Genomic DNA, 25,953 nt, shown 5'->3' with positions numbered 1-25,953 from the left:
CGTCCTGTCGATTGCGTTTAAATCTCCACTGCCCCGCTGTTTCCGCCGCAGGTATAATAAGCCTTCCGTTCTTCCGGCTTGAGATATATCGAGAGATCCTCCAATTCAGGTAACCCCTCACTCATGCACTTTTTTCTTACCATTTCTATGACTTCATCAGCCAGGTATTCCTGATCCTGATATTGAATATATAAGTTGGCTTTGCCAGCCGGTACCTGTACAGCGGACGCCGCGGTTACTGCTTGCTTCTTCTGTTTTTTCTTCTCAATTCTTTTGCTCATGTTTTCAGCTCCCTTTTTTATAATGTCTTATGAATTATAGTACTTTTGGGACAAGAAGTCAAAAACCAATGGCTGGCAGCCGGAATTACAATTTACTTAATTCATTTTTGGTCCCGGCCATGATAAGTGCTGCATTGTTTTCCGCAATATCCAGCCCTTCCGCTGCAAAGAATCGAACCTTACCGATACCAAACATCCCGCAAAGATCTCTTATATATTGATCCGCCGAATTACGTTCCCCAATATAGCCGCCGCAGGTGGTGATATACATAAGTTCCCTGGCTCTGCACATGGGAACCGGCAGCCCGGCTTCGGAATAGCGGAATGTAATTCCGTTTACGCAGATATGCTCAAAATATACCTTCAGGGAAGAGGGAAAGGAGAGGTCCCAATAGGGTGCGCCTATCAAAACCGCATCGGCCAGTGCAAACTCTCTGGCATACTGGAAGCCGGGAGCCGAGTAATCATGGTTTTGGATATCTGCGGCCCGCTTTTCCAGCATTTGTTCCGTATACGGCATAAGGGATTCTTTTTGCAGATCCACTTCCTGAATGGTCCATTCTTTTTGTAAGCCTTCCATGTAAGCCCTGCACAGCTGCAATGTTCTGGATTCTGCTCTTACACATGAGTTGATGAATAATAGTTTCATATATTTCCTCCGTAATAGTTTCTGTTTTGCTTTTCAGGAGATTCTAAGGTATTATATCCCAAATGGGGCACAGTGGTGCCCGTCTCTTACGGGGTCCTGTGACTGGATACATATTTCAAAGATTTCTGCGGCCGGAAAAATAACCGGGGGCGACGATTTCTTGTGTTTTATCTGTGCTGTCCGGGGAAAAAAGATAACCGCAACATCTGTTTTTTAGTATCCAATCTCAATAAAGTATTGTATAATAAAGCAAAAGGTTTATGGGTTTGATTAACGCAGATGAAAGGCCCGGTACGGCGGCCGCCGGAGGGGCTGGGCAATGGCGAATGATTGAAAAAGACAGGTGAACATAAATGATTGAGAAGGATAAGATTTATCCCGTTATTGTAGATGAGAGTGAAAATATTGTATATATATCAGATCCTGAGACATATGAGGTCATTTATCTGAATCAGGCAATGAGGGATACGCTGGATTTAAAACCGGGCGAAGATTACCAGGGGAGACGCTGCTATGAACTGCTGCAGGGGCAGAGTGCACCGTGTAAGTTTTGTACGAATGGTTATCTGATGAGAGATAAGTTCTATACATGGAAGCATTATAATGAAAAGCTGGGCAGGCATTTCAGCCTTCGGGATAAGCTGATTGAGATCGACGGGCATTTGTTCCGCCTGGAGATCTGCGTGGATATCACAGAGAGCGAGGAGCTCCATAAAAATCTGGAAAGAAAGCTTTCGATCGAAGAGACCCTGGTGCAGTGTATTCATATGCTTTCTGAGAATCAGGATATTGATATGTCAATCAATGGTCTGCTGCGCATTATTGGGGAATTTTTCCAGGCGGACAGATCCTATATATTTGAATGCAATTATGAGGACGACATCCTGGTCAATACATATGAGTGGTGCAATGAGGGCGTCATTCCCCAGAAGGAGAATCTGCAGCGTGTTCCGAGAGATGTAACCGGCCATTGGATGGAGCTTTTCCTCAATAAAGGGGCGGTATATCTGCCGTCTGTTAGCAGCCGGGTAGAGGAAAAGGCTCCGGAAGCGGACATACTCAATCAACAGGGGATTGGCTGCCTGATGGCAGCGCCTATATGGGAGGCGGAACTGCAGAAGGACGGAGAGAAGACGCTGTATGGATTCATAGGTGTGGATGATCCGACGCGCGGAGTGGAACATATCAAGCTTCTTCAGTCGGTTGCGCATTTTATATATAATGACGTACAGAAGCGGCGTATGATTATGAAACTCGGGGAAATGGGCAGGATTGATGCGCTTACCGGCCTCGGAAACAGAAATTTTTATATGGAAAAACTAAAGGAGCTGGGCGGACAGAAACTGAAATCGATGGGGGTTGTTTTCTGTGACATTAACGGGCTGAAATATGCGAACGACCACTATGGTCATGCTTATGGCGACAAAATGATCCGAAGTGTGGCACAAGGGATAAAGCAGACATTTCCGGAGAATGCATACAGAATCGGCGGCGACGAGTTTATCGCGCTGTATGTGAATGGTACAAAGGCGGAATTTAACAGCCGTTTGGAAGCCCTGAAGAAGTATGCAGAAAATGAATGCATCTGTGATTTCTCTATGGGGGTTAACTTTGGAGAGGGAACCTTTGATGTGGAAGAGCTTATTGGCGGCAGCGACAATATGATGTATTTGGAGAAGCAGACTTATTATGGCAGCATGATCTCAGGAAAGCCGGCCTATCATAAGGCTGTGGCAAGGCAGCTTGTCAGGGAGATAGAGACAGGCAGGTTTGAGGTGTTTCTGCAGCCAAAGATCTGTCTGGAGACAGGAGAGATGGTGGGGGCGGAAGCCCTGCTTCGGCAGAAAGGGGAAGACGGAGAGTATTATCTGCCGGAACAGTTTATAACGCTGTATGAAAAGGAAGGCGTGATCCCATTTCTGGACTGCTTTGCGTTCGAGGAAGTATGCAGGATGCTGCAAGAATGGATGGCAGCAGGAGGGAAGCCCGTTCCCGTGTCGGTAAACTTTTCCCGTATCAGCCTGATGAAGCGGGGGATTGTGCAGAGTCTTGCTGAAATCAGGGCGAGATATGGGGTTCCGGAAGGACTGCTTGTATTGGAGATCACGGAGAGCATCAGCAAGATGGAACCTTCAGCATTACAAGGGTTAATAGACGAACTTAAAAAATACCATTTTGTTGTGTCGCTGGATGATTATGGCTACCAGTATTCAAACCTTGCGATTTTGTCAAACATGGATTTTGTGGAATTAAAACTGGACAAAAGTTTGGTAGAGAACCTGAAGGACAATCCGAAAGCAAGGGTGCTGGTGGAAAATTCGATCGAGATGTGCAGACAGCTGAACCAGGTTATTTCCACCGCGGAAGGCATTGAAGATGATGAACAGCTGGACATTCTAAAAGGCTTTAACTGCAACATGGGGCAGGGATTTCTTTTTTCTCATCCTCTGCCCAGAGATGAGTTTTTCAGGAAATTTGGGAAAACCGGCGGTATTCCCAAGGGAGGCTGATTGTGTGGAGAGCCTGTAGTTGTTCAGGCAGGCCGGAACAGTTACGGGATTTTAAAGAAATGATTTAAAAAAATTAAAAAATTAGATTATAGGTATTGCTTTTTGTGGGAAGGTATGATATTATATCACTCGTGTCAGAGATGACGCGGGTGTAGTTCAATGGTAGAACACCAGCCTTCCAAGCTGGATACGTGGGTTCGATTCCCATCACCCGCTTAAAGAACAGCCTTATATCAAACGGAGATCCGGTTTTGATATAAGGCTTTTTTGTATAATAGGAAAGAGATTAGCACGTTCCTATCACATAACCAGATAATTTCACAGATTTTCTCAAAAAGGAAGTTGAGAAGTTACTCCATTTAAAGTATAATTACTTTATTCTATGTAAAACCAAAATATAAATGTTTCGAAATACTTCAGGGGGGAGGTTTTCGGATACTACAAAAAGAAAAGAGGAAGATTTAATGAACTGGACCGATAACGTTGTAATGAGGGCGCTTAGCAGGGTATGCGATTTTATGCTGCTGAACATCATGTGGATCATATGCTCCATTCCGATCATCACAATCGGGGCATCCACGACCGCTATGTATACCGTCATGCTGAAGCTGGTAAAGAACGAAGAAGGTTATATTGTAAAAGGATTTCTGGGGGCATTTAAGGAGAACTTCAAAAAGAGCACCATAATGTGGCTGATTCTGCTGGTCGTTGGAATCATAATCGGAATCGATATCCGTTTCTCCGCGGTCATGGAGTCAACGATGCGTACCATATTCCAGAGCATCTTCTTAGTGCTCGGCGTAGTCTGGCTGTGTATGGTAATCTATGTATTCCCTCTGACGGCGCGCTATGAGAACACGATCAAGAATACATTCAAAAATGCAGTACTGTTATCCGTAGCAAAGCTTCCATATACAGTATTAATGCTTATCATCACGGCTGGGCCGGTTATCATCACCTTTTTGAACACACGGAATCTTCTGATCGGCATTGCAGTATGGCTGATCATCGGCGTGTCACTGGTAGCCTGGCTGAACTCATTCTTATTGCGTAAAGTTTTTGAAATATTTCATACAATCAAGAATTAGGAGAAAATGGAAAGCAAAGGGGTCAGACCCCTTTGAATAGGAGAGGACAAGGATGAACTTTTTAGAAGAGAGAATTTTAAAGGACGGGATTGTGAAGGAAGGGAATGTTCTGAAGGTGGACAGTTTTCTGAACCATCAGATGGATATTGACCTGTTTGATGAGATGGGGAAGGAATTCAGAAAACGCTTTGCGAATAAGCAGATTAATAAGATTCTGACGATTGAGGCATCCGGGATTGGGATTGCATGCATTGTGGCGAAGCATTTTGATGTTCCGGTTGTTTTTGCTAAAAAGTCCAAGAGCATTAACCTGGAAGGGGAGATGTTAGTGGCTGAGGTGGAGTCTTTTACGCATAAGTGCAAGAATAATGTGATCGTTGCTCAGAAGTTCCTTTCTTCGGAGGATCATATATTGATAATCGACGATTTCCTGGCTAATGGCTGCGCGCTGCAGGGACTGATTCAGATTGTGCAGTCTGCGGGGGCCGTGGTTGAAGGGATTGGAATTGCGATTGAGAAGGGCTTCCAGTCCGGCGGGCGTATGATCCGGAATCTGGGTTTCCAGCTGGAGTCTCTGGCCATCGTGGAAAGTATGGATGCTGAGAGCGGGACGATCAAATTCCGTGAACAGTAGGAATTGGATTTGTACGAAAAAGATGTTACAATAGGCACCAACAAGGCAATGCCTGTATAGAAGGGAGCTGTATTTCATGGGGGAAAAGAATCAGGAACTGATCCATAAACTGAAGGATGTTAAAAAATCAATAGTCTCCAAAGAACTGCGCGGTGATGACTGGGAAGATATGCAGTCGGCCGCGAAGAAACTGGAGGAAGTTGTAACCTATATCAATGACTGTACCGGCAGAGGGATTTATTTTGAGTAGTCAAATTCACCCACCAGTATATGGGCTTGTCTTCGATATGGACGGGCTCATTTTCAATTCGGAAAGAGTCGTGCAGCGGTCCTGGGAACGGGTGGGGACGGTGCTGGGCTATGAACATTTTGGGGATCATATCTATCATACGATTGGGTTTAACGTAAAGAGGCGCGAAGAATATTTTAGGAAAAATGTGGATCCTTATTTCCCGATGGCGGATTTTTCAGTGATGACCCGCAGCGAATACCATAAAATTGTGGCTGAAGAGGGGCTGGAAATAAAACCTGGAGTGGTGGAACTCCTGAAATATGCGGCGGATAAGCAGTACAGAATAGCACTCGCCACTTCTTCACGCAGAGAGCATGCACGCACGCTCCTGATGGAGCAGGGGCTGTGGGAGTATTTTGACGGCGCGGTATTTGGAGATATGGTAACATGCAGCAAACCAAGTCCGGAGATTTATCAGAAAGCCTGCGCAGCGATCGGGGTTGACCCGGCCAATGCAGTGGCGCTGGAGGATGCCCCTTCCGGTATCCGGTCCGCAGTGTCGGCGGGGATGCGCGCCATTATGGTGCCGGATCTGGTAGAACCCGACGAGAAGATTCTGGAAATGGCATGGCATCGGTTTGACACCCTTTTCGATGTCCTGAGGCTGTTGCAGGAAGGATAATTACAGGAGAAACAGTATGCTGAAATCATATATCGCATTTGACCTGGAGACGACCGGGCTGAACCCGGAACAGAATGAAATCATCGAAATTGGCGCACTGAAAGTGCGCGATGGTAAGGTGCAGGAACGTTTTATGGAATTCGTCCGCCCCACAGAGAACATTTCTCCGGTTGTTTCGGAGCTGACCGGAATCACCAACGAGATGGTCGCGGGCGCCAGAAGCAGCAGGAATGTGCTTCCTGACTTTTTGGATTTCTGCGGGGATGATATTCTGATCGGGCACAATGTTATTTTTGACTACAGTTTTGTGAAAGTAGGCGCCATGGCAGAAGGACTGGATTTTGAACGCGCCGGAATTGATACGCTCAGGATTGCGAGAAAAGTACATAAAGATATGGAATCGAAAAGCCTGGGCTGTCTGTGTGATTACTACCACATCGAGAATCGTGCCGCCCACCGTGCCTATCATGATGCGCTGGCTACGGCAAAGCTTTATCAGACACTGGCACATTATTTTGAGGAGAAGGAGCCAAAACTTTTTCAGCCGGTAACACTAAGTTATAAACAGAAAAAAGCCATGCCTGCAACTCCCAAACAGATTGGTTTTTTGAAGAAACTGATCCTGAACAATGGGATTCAGCTGGAGTGGGATCCTGATACAATTACAAAAAATGAGGCGTCAAAAATGATTGACGATATCATAAATAAGCGAATCTGATAACCGGTTATATAAGGAGCCTGCCCGGAAAGATCCTGTCTTTCTGCGGCGGGCTTTATTTTTAGAAAATGTATAAAAATAATAATAATTCCTGATTTGTGTTGACCCGGAAAATTTTAACAGCTATAATAGAACTAATTACTGGTATCAGAACGGCAGAGAAATGCAGAAAAGAGGAGGATACAATATGGCAAAGTATAAATGTGGAGTGTGTGGATTTATTTATGATGAGGAGAAGGAAGACGCGCCTTTTTCAGAACTGACGGTCTGTCCGGTGTGCAGACAGCCGGTCCGTGTATTTGAAATGGAAGGGGAGGCAGAGGAAAAAAAGGAACATGAGATTCCTTCTGTGGAAAAGAATGTAGATCCGCTGGCGTATCCTCCTGAGTTCTACCGGAAAGACGATTCCTGCCGGTATATGGAAGAAATCCATCAAATGGCAGTGAGCGGAAAAACCATCATCGAGGCGATGGGTACGAAGATGCCGATGCCGTGCTGGGACGATATCCTGCTTTTGGGTGCACAGCTTAATCCGCCTCCGCTGGATGAACATGCTCCTGTAAGTATCAAAACGGTGATCGGAAAAAAAGCGGAAAAGCCCATGGTGCTGGAAGGTCCTGTTTACATATCCCATATGTCATTTGGAGCATTATCCAGGGAGACAAAGATTGCGCTGTCCAAAGGTTCTGCAATGGCAGGGACAGCCATGTGCAGCGGAGAGGGAGGCATTCTCCCGGAAGAGATGGAGGCAGCGCATAAGTATATTTTTGAATATGTTCCGAATAAATACAGCGTAACCCCGGAGAATCTAAGGAACGCGGATGCCATTGAACTGAAGATCGGTCAGGGAACCAAGCCCGGAATGGGAGGCCACCTGCCGGGAGGAAAAGTGACGCCGGAGATTGCAGCGGTTCGGAATAAGCCTCTGGGCAAAGATGTGATCAGCCCATCAAAGTTCGAAGAAATCAACAATAAAGAGGATTTGAAAGATTTGGTGGCTCAGCTCCGCCTGGCCTCCGGCGGGCGTCCGATTGGGATTAAAATCGCCGCAGGGCGCATTGAGAAGGATCTGGAATTCTGCGTTTACGCGGAGCCGGATTTTATCACCATCGACGGAAGGGGTGGTGCGACAGGCGCAAGCCCGAGGCTGGTCAGGGATTCTACCAGCGTGCCTGCCATCTATGCACTTTACCGTGCGAAAAAGTATCTGAGGGAAAATGGGGCAGATGATATCAGCCTTGTGATCACCGGAGGCCTGCGGGTGTCCTCTGATTTTGCAAAGGCAATCGCGATGGGCGCGGATGCCGTTGCTGTTGCATCGGCGGGCCTGATTGCCGCCGCATGCCAGCAGTTCCGCATCTGCGGAAGCGGTAACTGCCCGGTAGGGGTTGCAACGCAGAATCCGGAATTGAGGGAAAGGTTTAAGTCAGATGCAGCGGCCAGGAGAGTTGGGAATTTCCTGAACTGCAGTTTTGAAGAATTGAAGACATTTGCGCGGATTACCGGACATGAAGATATTCATGATCTGAGCGTGGATGATTTGTGCACGATCAGCAGGGAAATCTCAGAGTACACGGATATACCGCATGCATGATCCCTTCGGTGCAGTGCATCGGGAAGAAAAGCATGGCAGAAAATGAGCAGAGAGGAAGCGGGATAATATGAATGAAGACACACCAATACGCAAACAGCTGTTATCAATACCCAACCTAATGGGATATTTCCGGATTCTGCTGATTCCGGTAATCGTATGGCGGTATGTGACAGCGGAAACTGTGACGGATTATTATATAGCGGCAGTCATGATAGGGATCTCCGGGATCACGGATTTCCTGGACGGTTTTGTGGCGCGCAGATTCCATATGATTACAAAGGTGGGAAAGGCACTGGACCCGATCGCAGATAAGCTGACCCAGGGAGCGATTGTACTGTCTTTATGTTTCCGGTATCCTTATATGATTGCCCTGATGGTACTGTTTGTGGTAAAAGAAGGATTTATGGGGATTATGGGGATCATAATGCTCCGGAAAGGGAAGATGCTGGATGGGGCAAAATGGTTTGGTAAAGTGTGTACCGCTGTGCTGTATGTGGTGATGTTCCTGCTGATATTGTTCCCGCAGCTGCCGGAAAGTGCGGCGAATGGGATGATCCTTCTCTGCGGGGGATTCATGCTGTATTCCTTTGTGGCCTATATTCCGGTGTTTTGGAAGATGGGGCGTGATTCATAAAATCTTATAACTTCTTAAGAATTTCTTTTGCTTCTTATGCCAGCCTCCTTTAGAAATCTGTTTTATTCTATAAACAGTTAAAGGAGGCTGTTTCTATGAATATCCAAACATTGACTCAATATTTTCTTGAATATGGTGCCTTTTTTATCTACCTGATCGTTTTATTGGAATACATGAATCTTCCAGGTTTCCCGGCAGGGCTGATCATGCCGTTGGCAGGGATCTGGGCAGCAAAGGGGGAAATCAGTTTTCCGATCGTCATGCTTTTATCAGTATTTGCGGGACTGACCGGAAGCTGGCTCCTGTATTTTCTGGGAAGGCTGGGAGGCCCGAAGGTGATGGGATTCTATTTCAAAAAATTTCCGAAACATCAGGCTGTGATAGAGGAGAAGATGGATATGCTGCGTGAGAAGGGCTGCATCGGTGTGTTTGTCAGCAAGCTGCTGCCCATGGTGCGGACCATCATTTCCATACCTGCAGGGATGGTTAAGATGGATTTCCTGAAATATACGGTAAGTTCAACGGTAGGTATTTTCCTGTGGAATCTGGTATTTGTCGGGGCCGGATACTTTTTCGGCGATGCAGCAATTAAGCTGCTGGCATAGACAGAGAGACGAAGCGGCGCAGTGAAAAGGCAGAAGAAGTGCAGACAGAGGAGGAGTTAGGAATGAAGATTGCAATGTTGACAAATAATTATAAACCTTTCGTAGGAGGGGTACCCATTTCCGTTGAAAGGCAGGCAAAAGAACTTGCAAAGCTGGGACATGAGGTGACGGTATTTGCTCCGGAATATAAACAGGCGGAAGACATCCGGCCCGGAGAACAGTTCGAAGATCCGCAGCAAACACGCAGGGAGCGTGTCATCCGCTACAAAACCAGCAGCAGAAAAATGGAAAACGGTATGGTATATCCAAGGATAATCAGCAGGGAGATCATTCAGGCCTTTGAAAAAGAACAGTTTGACTGCATCCATGTGCATCATCCGATGTTTGTGGGGCCGATTGCTTTATACCTGGGGAAAAAGTATGATCTGCCTGTCATATACACGTATCATACAAAATACGAGGATTATCTTCACTATATACGCCCGTTTCAGTCCGTAGAGGACAAGAGCGCCGTGCGTCAGGAGATATTCCGCCTGGGAAAAGAAAAGATAGTGCCGGGATATATGAGGTGGTTTACAAACCAATGCGATTTGATACTGGCGCCCACCTTCAGTATGCAGGAAGCGATGCGAAAGAGCGGAACGAGGACTCCAACGGCGATTTTCCCCACGGGGCTGGAAGATTCCTTTTATATAAAGGATGAAGAAAAATGTACGGCTCTCAGGCAGCAGTACCTGCAGGGGAGAAAGCACTTGTTCTGTACAGTATCCCGCCTGGAGGAAGAGAAAAATCCGCGGTTTATGCTGAAGGGGATCGCAAGGCTGAAAGAGCGGATGGATGAGTCGTTCCGGGTATTGTTTATCGGAGAAGGAAGCATGAGATCCGAACTGGAAAAGATGGCTGCCGAACTGGGGATTTCCGAGGAAACTGTATTTGTAGGAAATGTAGAGAATCAGGAAATGAAACATTTTCTCGGGGCTTGTGAACTGTTTTTGTTTGCTTCCAAATCGGAAACGCAGGGAATTGTACTGGCAGAGGCTTTTGCAGCAGGTATTCCTGTTGTGGCGGTCAATGCTACCGGAGTGGAGGACATTGTAGTGAACGGGAAAAACGGATATGCGACGGCGGAAGACACGGAAGAATGGTCAGCGAGAATCATGGAGGCAATGGAAATAGAAAACTATGGCAGATTGAAAGAGCAGGCCGTGCTGACTGCATCCGGATTCAGATCATCCAGACTGGCCGTTTACGAAGAAATGCTTTACGCACAGTGTATAAATCAGAGAGAGAAAGAGGAATCCGCATATGAAAATGAGAGAAATCGGGCAGAACGTGTTGGGGCATCTATTTATCGGTTATTTAAAGCTTCTTAATAAAACAGTTACAATACAGTGGGCCGAAAATTCGATCAGCGGCGGAAGTCAGATATTCGGTTTCTGGCACGAGGACAGTTTTTTTATGAACATGATACTTTCAGAAATCTCGAAACAGACCAGTCCTGTCGATGTAATTGTGACTGCTGATAAAAGAGGAGACTATATTCAGAATATGATAGAGCGCAGCGGCGGCCACGCCCTGAGAGTGCCGGACGGTTTTGCCAGCTTCGGGGCGCTCAAAGTAATCATGCAGAACGCATACGAAAGAACCCGTTCCATCGCCGTAGCGCTTGACGGTCCCCTGGGGCCAAGGCATGAACCTAAAAAACTGGCCTTTTATCTGTCTGAACAGGCAGAAGAAGACTTTGTCGGTATCTCCGTTTCCTATTCTGCAAAACTCAGAATGACCTGGAGATGGGATAAATACGTGATACCGCTGCCGTTCTCCACAGTGACTGTCGCAGCTCATAATTACGGTGAAGTAAATAAAAAGAACATTCCTGAGCTTCCAACGAATGCAAATATTCCGAAATGTGGTATACTGTTAAACGTATAGGGGTCAGACCCCTCTGCAAAAGGGTCAGACCCTTTTGAAAAAAAATATCAGGAGGAAGTTATGGAAACGAATCATATATTAATCGTAGAGGATGACAAAGAAATCAGGGAAGGTGTCCAGATTTACCTGCAAAGCCAGGGATATAAGGTGTTTCAGGCTGCGGATGGAGTGGAAGGCCTGGAAGTTATGGAGAAAGAGGAGATTCACCTTGCAATCGTGGATGTGATGATGCCAAGGATGGATGGAATCAGGATGACAATGAAGCTGAGAGAGAAGTATGATTTTCCGGTGATTATGCTTTCAGCGAAGTCCGAGGAAGTAGACAAGATCATGGGCCTGAATATCGGGGCAGATGATTACGTAACAAAGCCGTTTACGCCAATGGAATTGATGGCGAGGGTGAATTCACAGCTGCGGCGTTACCGGAGGTTCATGGAGAAGCTGGAACCAAAGGAAAATGTGCATGCAATCGGCGGCCTGGAGATCAATGAGGATACGGTGGAAGTATTTGTGGATGGTAATCCGGTTAAAATGACACCGATTGAGTATAAGATTTTGCTGCTTCTGGCAAAGAATCCGGGGCGTGTTTTTTCTGCGGAAGAAATTTATGAAAGGGTATGGCAGGAAAAGGCTATAAGTACGGATACGATTATGGTTCACGTACGGAATATCCGGGAAAAAATTGAGGTGGATCCAAAGAATCCAAAATATTTGAAGGTGGTGTGGGGCGTTGGATACAAAATTGAGAAACAGTCATAGACTGGCTGTATTGCTGGCAATTGCGGTATTGATTATCTGTTCCGTGGGGATGGTGCTGGCTTACCCTGTATTTTCGAGGGAAATGCAGGATAGGCTGGATGAGACTAAGGTAAGTAATGACGAGGTGATCCAGATAGCCGGCGGGCTTATTGAGGGGAATTATATACTATACAATGAGGTATATGAGGAAACTGACAGAGCATATGTATTACAGAAGTATGGCGGCGACCGGTTCGACCTTTTGAGAAAATATATGGATTATGAAGTGTTCGACTGGGATGGAAACGCACTTCTGGAGAGCAATAGTAAGTCAGTACTTGAAAATCTGGTGAAAAAGGAGGATACCGCTTATGCCTTTCGCGCGGCATTTACTTTCCAGGATGACGGAGAACTCTCCGATATCCAGGTGAACGGGAATATGCTGGACGAGAGGACAGAATATGAGATTGAGCAGTATCTTCTGGATCAGCAGGTGATAAATTATGAATGGCGGGGGATTTCCGAGCCGACAGAGGTGCAGATCGTTTATGGTGTGACAGCGGAGAACTTGAATTCTTATATCGATAGCAATGAGCTGCATATCGATACTTCGGTAGCTGCACTGATCTCAAATTCTATGTTCAGTGGTTTTTTGTTCCTGTTTGCAGCCGTATTGGCAGTGACAGCGGTATTACTTTCTGTGAAAAAGAGTTTTGCGTTCGGAGGAGAAAAAGTATTCAGTGCACCGTTTGAAATCGTTGTGATTGTTCTGTGCATACTGGCAAGTGCTATGTATTATCCGGCCAAGGTTGTTTGGATTACGCTGGGGGGCGGGGCTGCAGAGTATATAACAGGCAGCAGCGGAGCGCCGAATTCAGCAATGTCAGCCATAATGAATGTGGCTATGTGGTTTTTGATATTTGGCATTGCATTCTGGGGTTTTGTCAGTCTGAGCGCGATGTTAACTATGAAAAAAGAATATTGGAAGCAGAGATCTTTATGTGTAAGGTTTCTGCGCTGGATGAAACAAGGCGGTGATGAATATGGGGAAAAAGTAAAGAAAGGAGCAGGTGGTATATGGGGCGGTATTAAGCGGTTCTGCAAAAGACAGTATGACGTGCTTATGCACCTGGATTTCCAGGATAAAACAAACAGGACGATTTTTAAGATTATCGCAATCAATTTTGTTGTTCTGGTAGTCGTATGCAGCCTGTGGTATTATGGAATCGTAGCACTCATTATTTATTCTGTTGCACTTTTTATCTTTTTGAAAAAATATTTTAATGATATCCAATCAAAGTATAAGCTGCTCCTCAGTGCGACAAACCAGCTCGCAGAGGGAGATCTGGACACACCAATTGAAGGAGATATGGGGATATTCAACCCTATTCAGGAAGAGATTAAGAGGATTCAGAACGGGTTTAAAAAGGCCGTGGAAGAGGAAGTTAAGAGTGAGCGGATGAAAACAGAACTGATCACGAATGTTTCCCATGATCTAAAAACACCTCTGACTGCAATTATCACGTATACGGATTTGGTAAAGAACGAAACAGACGATGATAAAAGGAAAGAGTACATTGACGTGCTGGAACGCAAGTCCCTTAGGCTGAAGGTACTAATCGAGGATTTATTTGAGATCAGCAAGGCAACCAGTAAGAATATAACTATGAATTTTATGCGGGTTGACATCGTTGACTTGCTAAAACAGGTTGGATTGGAGTATGATAATAAAATAAAAGAAACAAACCTGGATTTCCGCTGGAACCTTCCGGAACACAAGATCGTGCTGTGGCTGGACAGCCAGAAAACATACAGGATTTTTGAGAACCTAATTGTGAATATTACAAAATATGCGATGCCGCATACCCGTGTATATGTGGAGATGAAGGATCTGGACCACCAGGTGTATATCTCTATGAAGAATATTTCGGCCACGGAGCTGAGCTTCAATACAGACGAAATAACGGACAGATTTGTCAGGGGTGATGCATCAAGAAATACAGAAGGCTCCGGACTGGGGCTGGCAATTGCGAAAACATTTACCGAGCTGCAGCATGGCAGCCTAAAGATCTCGACAGAGGCGGATCTGTATAAGGCAGAAATCACCTTCCCAAAACGGCCCGAAGTATCGGAGCCCCAGGGAGAGGGAGCAGGACAAAATGAAACAGCGCAGGATGGAAATAAAGAAAACAATTAGTTTCCAACTGCTTTAAGGGGGTCAGACCCCTCTGCAAAGGGGTCTGACCCCCTTGAACTCCGTTTTCAGAATTGTTTTACATTTTAAGATTAACAAACAGGTTTTTAGAGGGGGAGTTAATGAATGAGTAAGAATTATAAACAACTCAAGGTCTGGCAGGGACTGGTAGTTTTGGTATCAGCTGCAGTTGTAATATTTATAGTTTCGCCTACGGTACTGTCACCCTTTGGCATTTATGGCTCATTATTGGCGGAATGGCTGATGCTTGCCGCCGCATTGGGGCTGGTTCTCGCGTTCAGGGGGAATCCGAGAGAACTGTTTCCATTCAGAAGACCGGCAGGCGCCGGTGTTTTTGGCACCTTTTTGATGTGGGTGGGAGCGTTTCTTATAGAAATGACACTTGTTCTGCTTGTGAGCATTTTCTTCATGGAAGAAATGCAAGGAGTGAATGCGGGCCTGAGTTCCCAGATGATGAATATACCTTTTCTGGCGGCAGTACTTATAGTAGCGGTCACACCGGCAGTCTGTGAGGAGATAATTTTTCGCGGTATTTTCTTCAAAAGCCTGAAGCCACACAAATATAAATGGGTAGCTATATTGATTAGCGGAGTTGTATTTGGCGCATTTCACGGAGACATTTTCCGGTTTATCCCGACTGCCATCGGCGGAGTTGTCATGGCCTGGATTATATTGGAAAGTGGAAATATGTTCTATAATTGTTTCTTTCATTTTATAAATAATCTTCTGCCTATTATCCTGCTCTTTGGAATGAAAGATGTTTATGCGCAGCTCGGGGTGTGGAACGAGATTGGGTACGAGTCTACATCGATCCCCATGATGAGCGCAGGGCTGTATATGATGATGTGTGCGGCGGCTCCGGCCTGCATGTACATCGGTAATTATCTGCTGCATAGTCGAACGCCGGGGTATCGGGATAAACTGTTTCCGAAAGGAAAACCAGGAATTGTAATAGGGCTGATTGTCATTTCTGCCGTATTATTCTTCTGTGGCGCGGGCCTTGCAGTGTATGGGTTTATTTCTTTACAGACGATATAAAAACCGGTTCCGTGAAAAAACACGGGAACCGGTTTTTATATTGTAAAACGATTCTGAATATGGTACTCAAAGGGGTCAGACCCCTTTGAAGATCTCGATACTCCTCTCCAGGATTCCCTTCATATGAGCGATAGCGATTCCATAGTTCGTGATAGGAATATTCTGATCCTGGGCGCATTTCAGGCGGTACTTCATTTCCCTCTCGTTGAGAGTACATCCTCCGCAGTGGATGATCAGTTTGTATTTTGACAGGTCTATGGGAAATTCAGTTCCGCTGGAAAATTCATAGTTAATTTTTTTACCTGTATGACTGGTAATCCACCGGGGCAGTTTTACTGTCCCGATATCTTCGCATTGGCGGTGGTGGGTACAGCCCTCTGATATCAGGATTGTATCTCCTTCTTCCAATGTATCAAGAGCCTTTGCCCCGTTTACAACTGTCTCAAGATTTCCTTTATAACGGGCAAAAAGGATGGAAAAGGAAGTCAGTGGTATATCCAAAGGCACCATAGCAGCTACTTTTTCGAACGCCTGGCTGTCAGTGATTACGAGTGCGGGGGGATGACCGAGCTTCTCCATCGTTTCTTCCAGTTCGGTTTCTCTTGTGACGATGGAAACGGCGCCGGATTCCAGAACGTCACGGATTGTCTGCTGCTGCGGCAGGATCAGCCGTCCTTTGGGGGCTGATTTATCGATCGGAACGACCAGAACCACAAAGTCGGATGGCTTAATCATGCCGTATACGATCCGGCGCTCATTCTCTACCGGCGCCTGCCGGGCAATCAGTTCCTTCAGTTCGTGGATATTCTCCCCGGTAACGGTACTTACTGCAATGACTTTGTCTGAGGGAACAGCAGGCATACATCCGGTAAAATCGGTATTGGAGCCAGGTGCCAGATCGGATTTGTTCAAAACAACCACATAAGGGATTTCTTTTTTCAAAATCCGATCGAGTATCCCGGCATCCACATCTGTCATGCCGGAAACGCTGTCAATGACGAGAACTGCGATGTCTGTCTTATTCAGGATCTGGTATGCCTTCTGAATTCTGAGCTCTCCCAGCTCCCCGGTATCGTCAAGCCCCGGTGTATCTATTATAACCACGGGGCCCAGCGGCAGCAGTTCCATCGCCTTGAGAACCGGGTCGGTGGTCGTGCCTTTGATGTCTGATACGATGGCAAGATTCTGACCGGTAATCGCGTTGATGATACTGGACTTCCCGGCATTTCTCCTGCCGAAGATGCCGATATGCACTCTGTCTGAAGAAGGTGCTGCATTTAAACTCATAAAAATACCCCCTGTAATTTAGTTTAGAAGCGGAAATCTCTTCTGTTATCCTGCTCAATCAGACGCAGATTATCAATTACAACTGCACGCGCCTTTTCGTTAGGCACATTCAACACTTCTTTATCGATCAGTTTATCTCCGAGAGCCTTTGTCTCAGGGGAAGCATAATCCATCAGATATTCTTTCAGAGTCATCAGAGCATTCGGATGGCAGCAGTTCTGAATCTGGCCGCTCTTGCAAAGAGACATGAAACGGTCGCCGGTACGCCCTTCCCGGTAACATGCGGTACAGAAACTCGGAATATAATCCATCTGCATCAGCCAGCGGACAACCTCGTCCAGCGTTCTTTTATCGCTGACATCAAACTGTTCGGATTTGGCATCGTCCGGCTCTGGTTCGCAGTAACCGCCCACGCTTGTGCGGGACCCTCCGCTGATCTGTGAAATACCCAGATGGAGCACTCTTTCACGGCATTTCTGGCTCTCTCTTGTGGAAATGATCATTCCTGTGTATGGGACTGCAATTCGAATACAGGCAACAATCTTGGCAAAGGTGTCGTCATCGATTCCGTTGTCAAAGGAATCTGCATCGATATCATCAGCATGGCGCAGGCGAGGGACACTGATCGTATGAGGTCCTACACCAAAAGCCGCTTCCAGATGTTCCGCGTGCATAAGAAGACCGGCAAACTCATAGCGGTATTTATCCAGTCCGAACAGCACACCAACGCCTACATCGTCGATGCCGCCCTCCATTGCGCGGTCCATAGCCTCCGTGTGATAATCATAGTCGTGCTTCGGCCCTGTTGGGTGAAGCTGCAGATAGCTCTCCTTGTGGTACGTCTCCTGGAACAAAATGTAAGTGCCGATGCCGGCCTCCTTCAGAAGGCGGTAGTTCTCTACAGTAGTAGCCGCTATATTGATGTTTACACGGCGGATAGCGCCGTTCTTATGCTTGATACTGTAAATCGTTTTGATAGATTCCAGATAATAATCCATCGTATTACGGACCGGATCCTCCCCCGCCTCGAGAGCCAGGCGTTTATGCCCCATATCCTGCAGCGCGATCACCTCTTTGCGGATCTCCTCCTGGGAAAGCTGCTTCCTGGCAATGTGCTTATTCTTGCTGTGATAAGGGCAGTATGTACATCCGTTGATACAGTAGTTGGACAGATAAAGAGGCGCAAACATCACAATGCGGTTGCCGTAAAAGTCTTTTTTAATCTGTTCCGCCAGTTTAAAAATTTCCTCATTTTTCTCCTCGATCTGACAGGCCAGCAGCACAGAGGCCTCACGGTGGGTAAGTCCCTTTCTTTTCTTTGCCTTCTCAATAAGAGAATCGATCAGGGCTTCATTACATTTGTTCTCGTTGGCATAAGCCAGTGTCTCCAGAATTTCTTCATGGTTAATAAAATCTTCGGCGTGTTTGGAATTTACATCATACATTTAGGTATCCTCCGTTTATGATTGTATAGATATATTTAATAGTAACAGGTTCAGGCGTCACTCGGGAGCAACAGCAGCGCTCAGACTACGCAACAGAGCCGCCGTGTTGAGTGAGTCGCCCCGGGAAACAGCAATTTGATAGCCGATCGACTCCATACGGCGTTCCAGGCATTTCCGGCATTCCGCTGCTTCATCCCCGGTGCAGATCTTATTGTCGTAGAGCAGGTAATCTCCCCGCACCTCAACGGGCGAAAGGTTGGGCATGACCACATTGGCGCCGGCCAAAATCCCTTTTTCCCTGCCGTCCGGAGCAATGGTTCCAAGGGCAGTAGTTGCGGGAAGCAGTACTTTCGGCAGCATCAGGCGTAGCAGACCCAGCATAAACAGCGTCAGTTCCAGCGTTCCGGCTGCGTATTCGGCAAAGGGTGTCTCATGGTGAGGAATAAAGGGACCGATTCCTACCATCTGCGGATCCAGCTCCTTAATAAAAAGCATATCGTCGGCCAGATTTTCCGGCGTCTGGAAGGGAGAACCAACCATAAAACCGGTACCTGTCTGATAGCCGATTTCTTTCAGATCCCAGAGACACTGCTGGCGGTGGGCTGCGGACAGGGATTGTGGATGCAGCCGCCGATAGTGGGCGGCATCAAAAGTCTCATGCCTGAGAAGATAGCGGTCCGCACCCGCATCAAAAAGAAGCTGATAACTCTCCCTGCTCCTCTCACCGAGAGATAGCGTAATGGCGCAATCCGGAAAATGCTGCCGTATATTATGCACGATATCCGCCATAATTTCATCGGTAAAGTATCCATCCTCCCCTCCCTGCAGTACAAAAGTACGAAAGCCAAGGCCATACCCCTTGTGGCAGCAGTCCAGTACAGCCTCCTTATCCAGCCGGTAACGGCGGGCGCTGCGGTTGCTCTTGCGGATGCCGCAGTAGTAGCAGTCATTTTTACAGTAATTCGTAAACTCAATCAGGCCGCGGATATACACATCGTGTCCATAGTATTTATGCCGGACTGTACGCGCACGTTCAAATAAATACTCTGCCAGTTCCGGCGTGCGGCCGCGGATAAGAGCCGTCCATTCTTCCCTGGAAAGCGCACCGGTCTGTTCCAGTTTATCAATCAAATGCTTCATAGAAAATTCTCCTTTTCATGGGCACTCCAAAACGGTACCCGGACTCTTTCATACCCAAAGGGCATCCCGTAATACATGCCCTGACGGGCGGGTCTGCTGCAAAGCAGCAGAATAAGGTATACCCAAAGGGCATCCCGTAATACATGCCCTGACGGGCGGGTCTGCTGCAAAGCAGCAGAATAAGGTATACCCAAAGGGCATCCCGTAATACATGCCCTGACGGGCGGGTCTGCTGCAAAGCAGCAGAATAAGGTATACCCAAAGGGCATCCCGTAACACATACCCTGACAGACGGGGCTGCCAGTTCCCTACTTCGTCTTGGCATAAATCGTTTTCGTGCTGACACCGGGCAGCATACCCAGCTTCCCGGAAAGAGCACTGATAACGTCATTCGGCGCGTCCATGGCAATACTGATAATGGAAATATTCTTTTCCCGATATGGAATGCCCATTCTGCCCACGATGTACTGCCCGTATTCACTGAGCAGATGGTTCAGCTCCTCCACCGAATCGGTACAGTCCAGAACGATTCCAATCAAAGCAATTCTCGTCTCCATAAAACCTCCTTATATCCTCAGAATATAGACAAGTGCAAAAAAATACCTGCACCAAAGGCGCAGGCGATAAAAAGGGGCAATCTTCCCCCTCTTAGAAACGAGAAAAAATCCCGTATCAATCATCTCTGTGCGCCTTCTTACTCAGGTGTAACCCTTTATAATCAGAACGAATTTTAATAAATTATAGCACAACAAATAAATATAAACAACATATTTTCTTTCTCTAGTACAGTATTGCACTAACAATTCATCAATAAGCACCTGCTGTACTAGCGTTTTTATTGACAAAACGAATGGCGTGTGATAAATTTAGACTATAGTACAAACATTAGTCCAAACTGCGCTTTTTGTAAGCACAGAATAAGGCGAGCGAGGGTTGGAATCATGAGTCTGATTACGAACATTCAGAAGTATTCGATCCATGACGGAGATGGGATACGTACGACGGTTTTTTTCAAAGGCTGTCATTTGAGGTGTGTCTGGTGCCACAACCCGGAGACACAGAGTTTTAAGAAGGAGCTGCTGTACGACAGTGAAAAATGTGTGGGCTGCGGAGGCTGCGCGGCTGCCTGTCCGAATGGGGCAATTGAAATGTCCGGACAAAAAGCCATTACCGACAGGGCGAAATGTACGGCCTGTGGGAAATGTACGGATTATTGCAACCGGAACCTTCGGGAGATAGCGGGAAAAGAATATACGGTCAATGAACTTGTGAAGGAGCTCAGGAAAGATGAGATGTTTTACGAGGAATCCGGCGGAGGGGTTACGCTTTCCGGCGGAGAAGTGATGGCGGCTGACATAGAATTTGTGGAAGCGCTTGTGAAAAAGCTGTATCACTTCGGTATCTCTGTCACAATCGATACATGCGGGCAGGCGCCGTATGAAAATTATAAACGGATTCTGCCATATACGGACACTTTTTTGTATGACATCAAGACATTGGATACGGAGCTGCATAAAAAGTATATGGGGTCCGGCAATGAGCTGATTCTGGAAAATTTGGAAAAGCTGAGCCGGGACGGGGCCAGAATCTATATTCGTATTCCGGTCATCAAAGAAGTGAACGGCAATGAGGAAGAGATGAAGGCGATGATCCGTTATCTTCAGGAGAAAAACATTCATGCAGCAAGAGTGAACCTGCTGCCATATCATAACACGGGCTCCGGTAAATACATGAAAGCGGGTATTTGCTACGAAGGGGCAGACATGCATGCACCCGACAGGGAAGAAATGAATCATTTTGTGGAATTATTCCGGAAAGCCGGATTCCAGGATGTAAAAATAGGAGGTTAAGTATGGAAGAAAGAGGAATGAATGCACGCATAAAGGCGCTTAGAAAGCTGAGCCTGGATACACCTGCGCATATTGATCTGGAGCGGGCGCTCAGTGAGACCGCTACCTACAAGAAATATGAGGGCGAATTGTCTGTGCCCGAGCTGCGCGGACAGGTATTAAAGGATTATTTTTCAACAAAGACGCTGTATATCGGTGAGGGCGAGCTGATTGTGGGGGAGAAAGGGGATTCCCCGCAGGCGGCGCCGACATTTCCGGAACTGTGCTGTCATACAGTGGAAGATATGCATGTCATGAACGACCGGGACCTGATTAATTTTAAGGTGAAGGAAACAGACTATAAAGTACAGGAAGAAGTTATGATTCCATACTGGGAAAAACGTTCTATGAGGAGCCGGATTCTCCGCCAGATGACACCGGAGTGGAAAGACGCCTATGAGGCCGGCATTTTTACGGAATTTATGGAGCAGAGGGGGCCGGGACATACGGTCGGCTCAGTAAAAATTTATGAAAAAGGTTTTGTGGATTACAAAGAAGATATTCAGAATGCGATCGACAAGCTGGATTTTATGAACGATACCGAAGCATTTGATAAGAAGAATGAACTGGAAGGCATGAAGCTGGCCTGCGATGCCATCATAATACTTGGGGAAAGATATGCTGCATATGCACGTGAACTGGCGGCAAAGGAGGAAGATGCAGGCCGCAGAGAAGAGCTTCTTCAGATTGCAGCCAACTGTGATGTAGTTCCCGCTCACAAGCCGGAGACTTACTGGCAGGCAATCCAAATGTACTGGTTTGTGCATCTTGGCGTGACGAGTGAACTGAATCCCTGGGATGCCTACAGCCCGGGACGCCTGGATCAGCATCTGAATCCGTTCTACGAAAAGGATGTGGAGTCCGGCATTCTGGATGATGACAGAGCGCTGGAACTTTTGGAGTGTCTCTGGGTTAAATTCAACAACCAGCCAGCGCCTCCAAAAGTTGGTATTACACTGAAGGAGAGCAGCACTTATACGGATTTTGCAAATCTGAATACGGGCGGTATTACACCGAACGGAGAAAATGGTGTGAATAATGTCAGCTATCTGATTCTGGACTGTATGGATGAGATGAAGCTGCTGCAGCCAAGTTCCAATGTACAGATCAGCAGAAAAACGCCTCAGAAGTTTCTGAAGCGTGCCTGCGAGATTTCCAGAAAAGGCTGGGGACAGCCCGCATTTTATAATACTGAAGCTATCGTTCAGGAGCTTCTCAACGCAGGAAAATCGCTGGAGGATGCAAGACGCGGGGGAACCAGCGGCTGTGTGGAAACGGGGGCTTTTGGAAATGAAGCTTATATTCTGACCGGATATTTTAACATACCGAAGGTGTTCGAGCTGACATTGAATAATGGGTTTGACAAGATGACCGGTAAGCAGCTGGGATTAAAGCTGGGCAATGCGGCAGATTTTGCTTCTTATGACGAGTTATTTGATGCATTTAAGAAACAGATGAAGTATTTTATTGATATCAAGATCAAGGGAAGTAATGTGATCGAAAAGATTTACGCCGAATATATGCCCGTGCCGTTTCTTTCAATTATTACGAACGACTGTATTTCCAAGGGAAGAGATTATAACGGCGGTGGTGCAAGGTACAATACGAAGTACCTGCAGGGCGTAGGTATCGGTACGATTACAGACTGTCTTTCCGCTGTGAAATATCATGTTTACGACAAAAAAACATTTACCATGGAAGAATTGATGCAGGCGTTGGATGATAACTTCGAGGGGCATGACCGAATTGCGAATCTGGTGCGCAATAAGACCCCGAAATACGGGAATGACGATGACTATGCAGATGATATTATGCGCTCTGTGTTTGAATATTACAGGAGCCAGGTAACGGGGCGTCCGAATATGCTGGGGGGGACGTACAGGATTAATATGCTGCCGACGACCTGCCATGTGTATTTCGGTGATGTGATGATGGCGAGTGCAAACGGGCGTCTGGCGCACAAACCGGTATCCGAAGGAATTTCTCCGGAGAAGGGGGCGGATACCAACGGACCGACAGCTGTCGTGAAGTCCTGCGCGAAGATGGACCACCTGCAGACAGGAGGGACACTGCTGAACCAGAAGTTCACACCAAGCGTGGTGTCGGGAGACGAGGGTCTGGAGCAGATGGCAAATCTGGTGCGCACGTATTTCAACATGGATGGACACCACATCCAGTTCAATGTAATTGACAGAGAAACCCTGATCCAGGCACAGAAGCATCCCGATGATTACAAGGACCTGATTGTGCGTGTGGCAGGCTACAGCGACCATTTCAGAAATCTGAGCAAAGCGCTGCAGGATGAGATTATTGAAAGGACGGAACAGAATTTTCACTGATAATTCGTCTGATGACAGGTTTCACTTTTGAGGATTAAGTGGTAAGATATAAGAAAAATATAAGATCCTTGGAGGTAGAAGATGAGAACAATCAAAGCACAGAAACTGACAGCGGAAGCATTTTCAAAGTATGGGGAGTTTTATAACCTGGTGGAGCCGGAGGGGAACGCTCTTGGAGCATTCTATAATGACAAAGTAGCGCTTCCTGTTTCCGGAAGGGTTCCGGTCACCTTCTCATCTCTTGTCATGGAAAAAGCAGACAAGATGATCATTAATTCTGCAGAATATCATAATTATACAGGGGAAGGGATCCTTCCGCTGGACGGAGATGTTGTGATTCATGCAGCGCCTCCGACAAAAGACCCGGTACCGCAGCTGACAGAAGCCTTTGTTGTGCCGAAGGGAACCGTGGTGAAGCTGAATACGGGCGTATGGCACCTCGCGCCGATGCCGGTGGAAGAAGATGTGGTACATGTACTGATTGTTCTGCCGGAAAGGGTTTATGCGAATGACTGCTTCGTGGTGGATTATCCGGAGGAAGACTGGATTGAGATCGAACTGTAGAATACAGCAGGCAGCCATGAATAAAAGAGAGACTGTCTGGTTTTCCGGCGCAGTCTCTTTTCCGGCTGTAAAGGGGCCTGACCTTTGTAACAGATAAGAGGAAAGTAAAAAGGTGGGAATATGTCAGAAATTAGAAAGCGCATCGTATTTTATGGCCGTGTCCAGGGCGTAGGGTTCCGTTACACCGCCAAATATCTTGCACAGTCACTGCAGCTGACCGGATGGGTGAAAAATGAATGGGACGGCACGGTAACCATGGAAATCCAGGGGCGGGAGCCAATGATAAACAAATTGCTGGTGGGGTTGAACCAGGGACATTTTATAACAATAGAATGGATGGATACGGAAGAAATTCCTCTGGAGAAAGAAAGCAGTTTCACCGTGCGGTAAAAGTGAAGGGGTCTGACCCCTTTGCCCCTGATTGACAAAAAATAAACAAGGAGGACGATTATGAAATTAGGATTTATTGGAACAGGCAACATGGCAGGCGCTATTATGGGTGGCATTATTAAAGAGGGGATTTTCAGTGCAGAAGAGATCATCGGTTCGGATGTGTTTGAACCGGGGAGAGAAAAGGCCAGATCTTTATATGGAATTAACGTAACAGCAGATAACAAGGAAGTTGTTGAGAAGTCAGAGGTGGTTGTTCTTTCTGTAAAACCGCAGTTCTATGCATCAGCAATTGAGGAAATCAAAGATTTTGTCAGAGATGACCAGATCATCATTACGATTGCGCCTGGAAAAACACTGGCCTGGCTGGAGGAACAGTTTGGCAAAAAGGTGAAAATAGTCCGTACAATGCCGAACACACCGGCAATGGTAGGAGAGGGGATGACGGCTGCCTGTCCGAATGAGTATGTGACAGAAGAGGAACTGAAGCATACAGTCAGTATCCTGAGTGCGTTTGGAAAAGTGGAAGTAGTACCGGAAAGACTGATGGATGTTGTTGTTTCAACAAGCGGAAGTTCACCGGCCTATGTCTTCATGTTTATTGAAGCAATGGCAGATGCAGCAGTTGCCGATGGCATGCCGAGGGCACAGGCATATAAGTTCGCTGCACAGGCCGTATACGGCAGCGCCAAGATGGTCCTGGAGACGGGAAAACATCCTGGAGAACTTAAAGATATGGTGTGCTCTCCTGCAGGAACTACGATAGAAGCAGTCAGAGTCTTGGAAAGGAATGGATTCAGAAGCGCGGTAATAGAGGCAATGAAAGCCTGCGCTGAGATATCTAAAAATATGTGATTTTTTTACTAACAATCAGCAGCGGATGGGGACGCTCCATAAAGGGATAGCCGAAAACCTCCCGGAGAACATCCATGTCCTTTCAAAACGCGGCCGCGGGCCTTAGAAATTCTAGGCGGGAAACAGCCCTGAAAATGGAGCACCACTGACACATCACGAGAAATCCCGATGATTTCTCGCGCTGGGTCAGCTGATTTTTGGATTCGGAATCCAAAAATCTCTCCATTTTCAGGGCTGTTTCCCACCAAGAATTTCTAAGGTTCGCTTTGAGCGTTTTTGAAAGGACATGGATGTTCTCCGGGAGGCTTTCAGCTATCCCTTTATGGAGCTGGTGCATCCGACCGGCAGGAAAAAGCTCGTTTCTAAGGAGGGGCCTCAAGCGGGGGCAGCGTATGGCATTGAATTGGCGGGACTTTTATGTCCCCAGTAGGTGTACATAAGCAAAGGGATACGGTTCCAGTATCAAAATAATTCAATACACATCTTGAAGATGA

The 25,953-nt window shown here is 46.7% G+C and carries 25 protein-coding genes and 1 tRNA gene; 20 read left to right on the top strand and 6 right to left on the bottom strand.

Features of this window, described 5'->3' with window-relative positions; genetic code table 11:
- Positions 1 to 17: 17 nt before the first annotated feature.
- The gene (locus tag GKG43_RS14830; RefSeq protein WP_050640449.1) at positions 18 to 281 is read right to left on the bottom strand and encodes a DUF6465 family protein; all 264 of its coding nucleotides are present in this window, start codon (positions 279 to 281) and stop codon (positions 18 to 20) included.
- Between the two features lie 85 nt (positions 282 to 366).
- The gene (locus tag GKG43_RS14825; RefSeq protein WP_129879267.1) at positions 367 to 930 is read right to left on the bottom strand and encodes an NAD(P)H-dependent oxidoreductase; all 564 of its coding nucleotides are present in this window, start codon (positions 928 to 930) and stop codon (positions 367 to 369) included.
- Positions 931 to 1,283: 353 nt separating this feature from the next.
- On the opposite strand from GKG43_RS14825, the gene GKG43_RS14820 reads away from it, so the two are divergent.
- The 15 genes from GKG43_RS14820 to GKG43_RS14755 all read left to right on the top strand — a co-directional run bounded on the left by GKG43_RS14820 (position 1,284) and on the right by GKG43_RS14755 (position 15,550).
- Positions 1,284 to 3,440, top strand: a complete 2,157-nt coding sequence (locus GKG43_RS14820) for an EAL domain-containing protein (RefSeq protein WP_129879266.1) — start codon at positions 1,284 to 1,286, stop codon at positions 3,438 to 3,440.
- 145 nt (positions 3,441 to 3,585) lie between these two features.
- Positions 3,586 to 3,656 (top strand) — tRNA-Gly (locus GKG43_RS14815).
- A gap of 248 nt (positions 3,657 to 3,904) precedes the next feature.
- Complete coding sequence (locus tag GKG43_RS14810; protein ID WP_050640446.1) at positions 3,905 to 4,528, top strand: DUF624 domain-containing protein; 624 nt, start codon at positions 3,905 to 3,907, stop codon at positions 4,526 to 4,528.
- A gap of 52 nt (positions 4,529 to 4,580) precedes the next feature.
- Positions 4,581 to 5,162 carry a xanthine phosphoribosyltransferase gene (locus GKG43_RS14805; RefSeq protein WP_055153646.1) on the top strand — a complete coding sequence of 194 codons (582 nt, stop codon included), beginning with the start codon at positions 4,581 to 4,583 and terminating at the stop codon, positions 5,160 to 5,162.
- A gap of 76 nt (positions 5,163 to 5,238) precedes the next feature.
- Positions 5,239 to 5,412, top strand: a complete 174-nt coding sequence (locus tag GKG43_RS22935) for a hypothetical protein (protein WP_167702498.1) — start codon at positions 5,239 to 5,241, stop codon at positions 5,410 to 5,412.
- Positions 5,405 to 6,076 carry an HAD family phosphatase gene (locus GKG43_RS14800; protein ID WP_347562060.1) on the top strand — a complete coding sequence of 224 codons (672 nt, stop codon included), beginning with the start codon at positions 5,405 to 5,407 and terminating at the stop codon, positions 6,074 to 6,076. Before GKG43_RS22935 ends, GKG43_RS14800 begins: the two co-directional genes overlap by 8 nt.
- 16 nt (positions 6,077 to 6,092) lie before the next feature.
- Complete coding sequence (locus GKG43_RS14795; RefSeq protein WP_050640443.1) at positions 6,093 to 6,794, top strand: 3'-5' exonuclease; 702 nt, start codon at positions 6,093 to 6,095, stop codon at positions 6,792 to 6,794.
- Positions 6,795 to 6,981: 187 nt separating this feature from the next.
- Positions 6,982 to 8,388, top strand: a complete 1,407-nt coding sequence (locus GKG43_RS14790) for a glutamate synthase-related protein (protein WP_129879264.1) — start codon at positions 6,982 to 6,984, stop codon at positions 8,386 to 8,388.
- A 67-nt stretch (positions 8,389 to 8,455) separates the two neighbouring features.
- Positions 8,456 to 9,022 carry a CDP-alcohol phosphatidyltransferase family protein gene (locus GKG43_RS14785; protein WP_129879263.1) on the top strand — a complete coding sequence of 189 codons (567 nt, stop codon included), beginning with the start codon at positions 8,456 to 8,458 and terminating at the stop codon, positions 9,020 to 9,022.
- A gap of 95 nt (positions 9,023 to 9,117) precedes the next feature.
- On the top strand, positions 9,118 to 9,627 hold the full coding sequence (locus GKG43_RS14780; protein WP_050640440.1) for a DedA family protein: 510 nt from the start codon (positions 9,118 to 9,120) through the stop codon (positions 9,625 to 9,627).
- 62 nt (positions 9,628 to 9,689) lie between these two features.
- Positions 9,690 to 11,000, top strand: coding sequence for a glycosyltransferase (locus tag GKG43_RS14775; RefSeq protein ID WP_050640439.1), 1,311 nt, complete (start codon positions 9,690 to 9,692; stop codon positions 10,998 to 11,000).
- Entirely contained in the window at positions 10,933 to 11,559 is a 627-nt protein-coding gene (locus GKG43_RS14770) for a hypothetical protein (RefSeq protein ID WP_173020112.1), read from the top strand. The genes GKG43_RS14775 and GKG43_RS14770 overlap by 68 nt, the downstream gene beginning before the upstream one ends.
- 60 nt (positions 11,560 to 11,619) lie before the next feature.
- Positions 11,620 to 12,318 carry a response regulator transcription factor gene (locus GKG43_RS14765; RefSeq protein WP_050640438.1) on the top strand — a complete coding sequence of 233 codons (699 nt, stop codon included), beginning with the start codon at positions 11,620 to 11,622 and terminating at the stop codon, positions 12,316 to 12,318.
- A complete protein-coding gene (locus tag GKG43_RS14760) occupies positions 12,290 to 14,494 on the top strand; it encodes a HAMP domain-containing sensor histidine kinase (protein WP_050640437.1) in 2,205 nt (734 codons plus the stop codon). Before GKG43_RS14765 ends, GKG43_RS14760 begins: the two co-directional genes overlap by 29 nt.
- A gap of 123 nt (positions 14,495 to 14,617) precedes the next feature.
- Complete coding sequence (locus GKG43_RS14755) at positions 14,618 to 15,550, top strand: type II CAAX endopeptidase family protein (RefSeq protein WP_129879262.1); 933 nt, start codon at positions 14,618 to 14,620, stop codon at positions 15,548 to 15,550.
- Between the two features lie 75 nt (positions 15,551 to 15,625).
- On the opposite strand, the gene hydF is transcribed toward GKG43_RS14755, so the two are convergent.
- The 4 genes from hydF to GKG43_RS14735 all read right to left on the bottom strand — a co-directional run bounded on the left by hydF (position 15,626) and on the right by GKG43_RS14735 (position 19,979).
- Entirely contained in the window at positions 15,626 to 16,837 is a 1,212-nt protein-coding gene (hydF, locus tag GKG43_RS14750; RefSeq protein WP_129879261.1) for a [FeFe] hydrogenase H-cluster maturation GTPase HydF, read from the bottom strand.
- Between the two features lie 23 nt (positions 16,838 to 16,860).
- Positions 16,861 to 18,282 (bottom strand): [FeFe] hydrogenase H-cluster radical SAM maturase HydG, encoded by a 1,422-nt coding sequence (hydG, locus tag GKG43_RS14745; protein WP_050640434.1) that lies wholly within the window; start codon positions 18,280 to 18,282, stop codon positions 16,861 to 16,863.
- Positions 18,283 to 18,339: 57 nt separating this feature from the next.
- Positions 18,340 to 19,422, bottom strand: a complete 1,083-nt coding sequence (gene hydE / locus GKG43_RS14740) for a [FeFe] hydrogenase H-cluster radical SAM maturase HydE (protein ID WP_129879260.1) — start codon at positions 19,420 to 19,422, stop codon at positions 18,340 to 18,342.
- A 308-nt stretch (positions 19,423 to 19,730) separates the two neighbouring features.
- On the bottom strand, positions 19,731 to 19,979 hold the full coding sequence (locus GKG43_RS14735) for a TM1266 family iron-only hydrogenase system putative regulator (RefSeq protein WP_025656119.1): 249 nt from the start codon (positions 19,977 to 19,979) through the stop codon (positions 19,731 to 19,733).
- Between the two features lie 384 nt (positions 19,980 to 20,363).
- Between GKG43_RS14735 and GKG43_RS14730 the strand changes: the two genes are divergently transcribed.
- The 5 genes from GKG43_RS14730 to proC all read left to right on the top strand — a co-directional run bounded on the left by GKG43_RS14730 (position 20,364) and on the right by proC (position 25,459).
- Positions 20,364 to 21,272, top strand: coding sequence for a trans-4-hydroxy-L-proline dehydratase activase (locus GKG43_RS14730; protein ID WP_050640432.1), 909 nt, complete (start codon positions 20,364 to 20,366; stop codon positions 21,270 to 21,272).
- 2 nt (positions 21,273 to 21,274) lie between these two features.
- Complete coding sequence (hypD, locus tag GKG43_RS14725) at positions 21,275 to 23,650, top strand: trans-4-hydroxy-L-proline dehydratase (RefSeq protein WP_055153623.1); 2,376 nt, start codon at positions 21,275 to 21,277, stop codon at positions 23,648 to 23,650.
- A gap of 81 nt (positions 23,651 to 23,731) precedes the next feature.
- Positions 23,732 to 24,214, top strand: a complete 483-nt coding sequence (locus tag GKG43_RS14720; protein WP_129879259.1) for an ureidoglycolate lyase — start codon at positions 23,732 to 23,734, stop codon at positions 24,212 to 24,214.
- Positions 24,215 to 24,334: 120 nt separating this feature from the next.
- On the top strand, positions 24,335 to 24,604 hold the full coding sequence (locus GKG43_RS14715; RefSeq protein WP_129879258.1) for an acylphosphatase: 270 nt from the start codon (positions 24,335 to 24,337) through the stop codon (positions 24,602 to 24,604).
- A 60-nt stretch (positions 24,605 to 24,664) separates the two neighbouring features.
- Positions 24,665 to 25,459 (top strand): pyrroline-5-carboxylate reductase, encoded by a 795-nt coding sequence (proC, locus tag GKG43_RS14710; RefSeq protein WP_129879257.1) that lies wholly within the window; start codon positions 24,665 to 24,667, stop codon positions 25,457 to 25,459.
- The last annotated feature ends 494 nt before the right edge of the window (positions 25,460 to 25,953 follow it).

The organism is Eubacterium sp. BIOML-A2, from assembly GCF_009680135.1.
In the GTDB taxonomy this organism is placed as follows: domain Bacteria; phylum Bacillota; class Clostridia; order Lachnospirales; family Lachnospiraceae; genus Faecalicatena; species Faecalicatena contortus_B.
The sequence above is the reverse complement of the archived record's forward strand: the minus strand, read 5'-3'. Positions and strand labels throughout refer to the sequence as shown.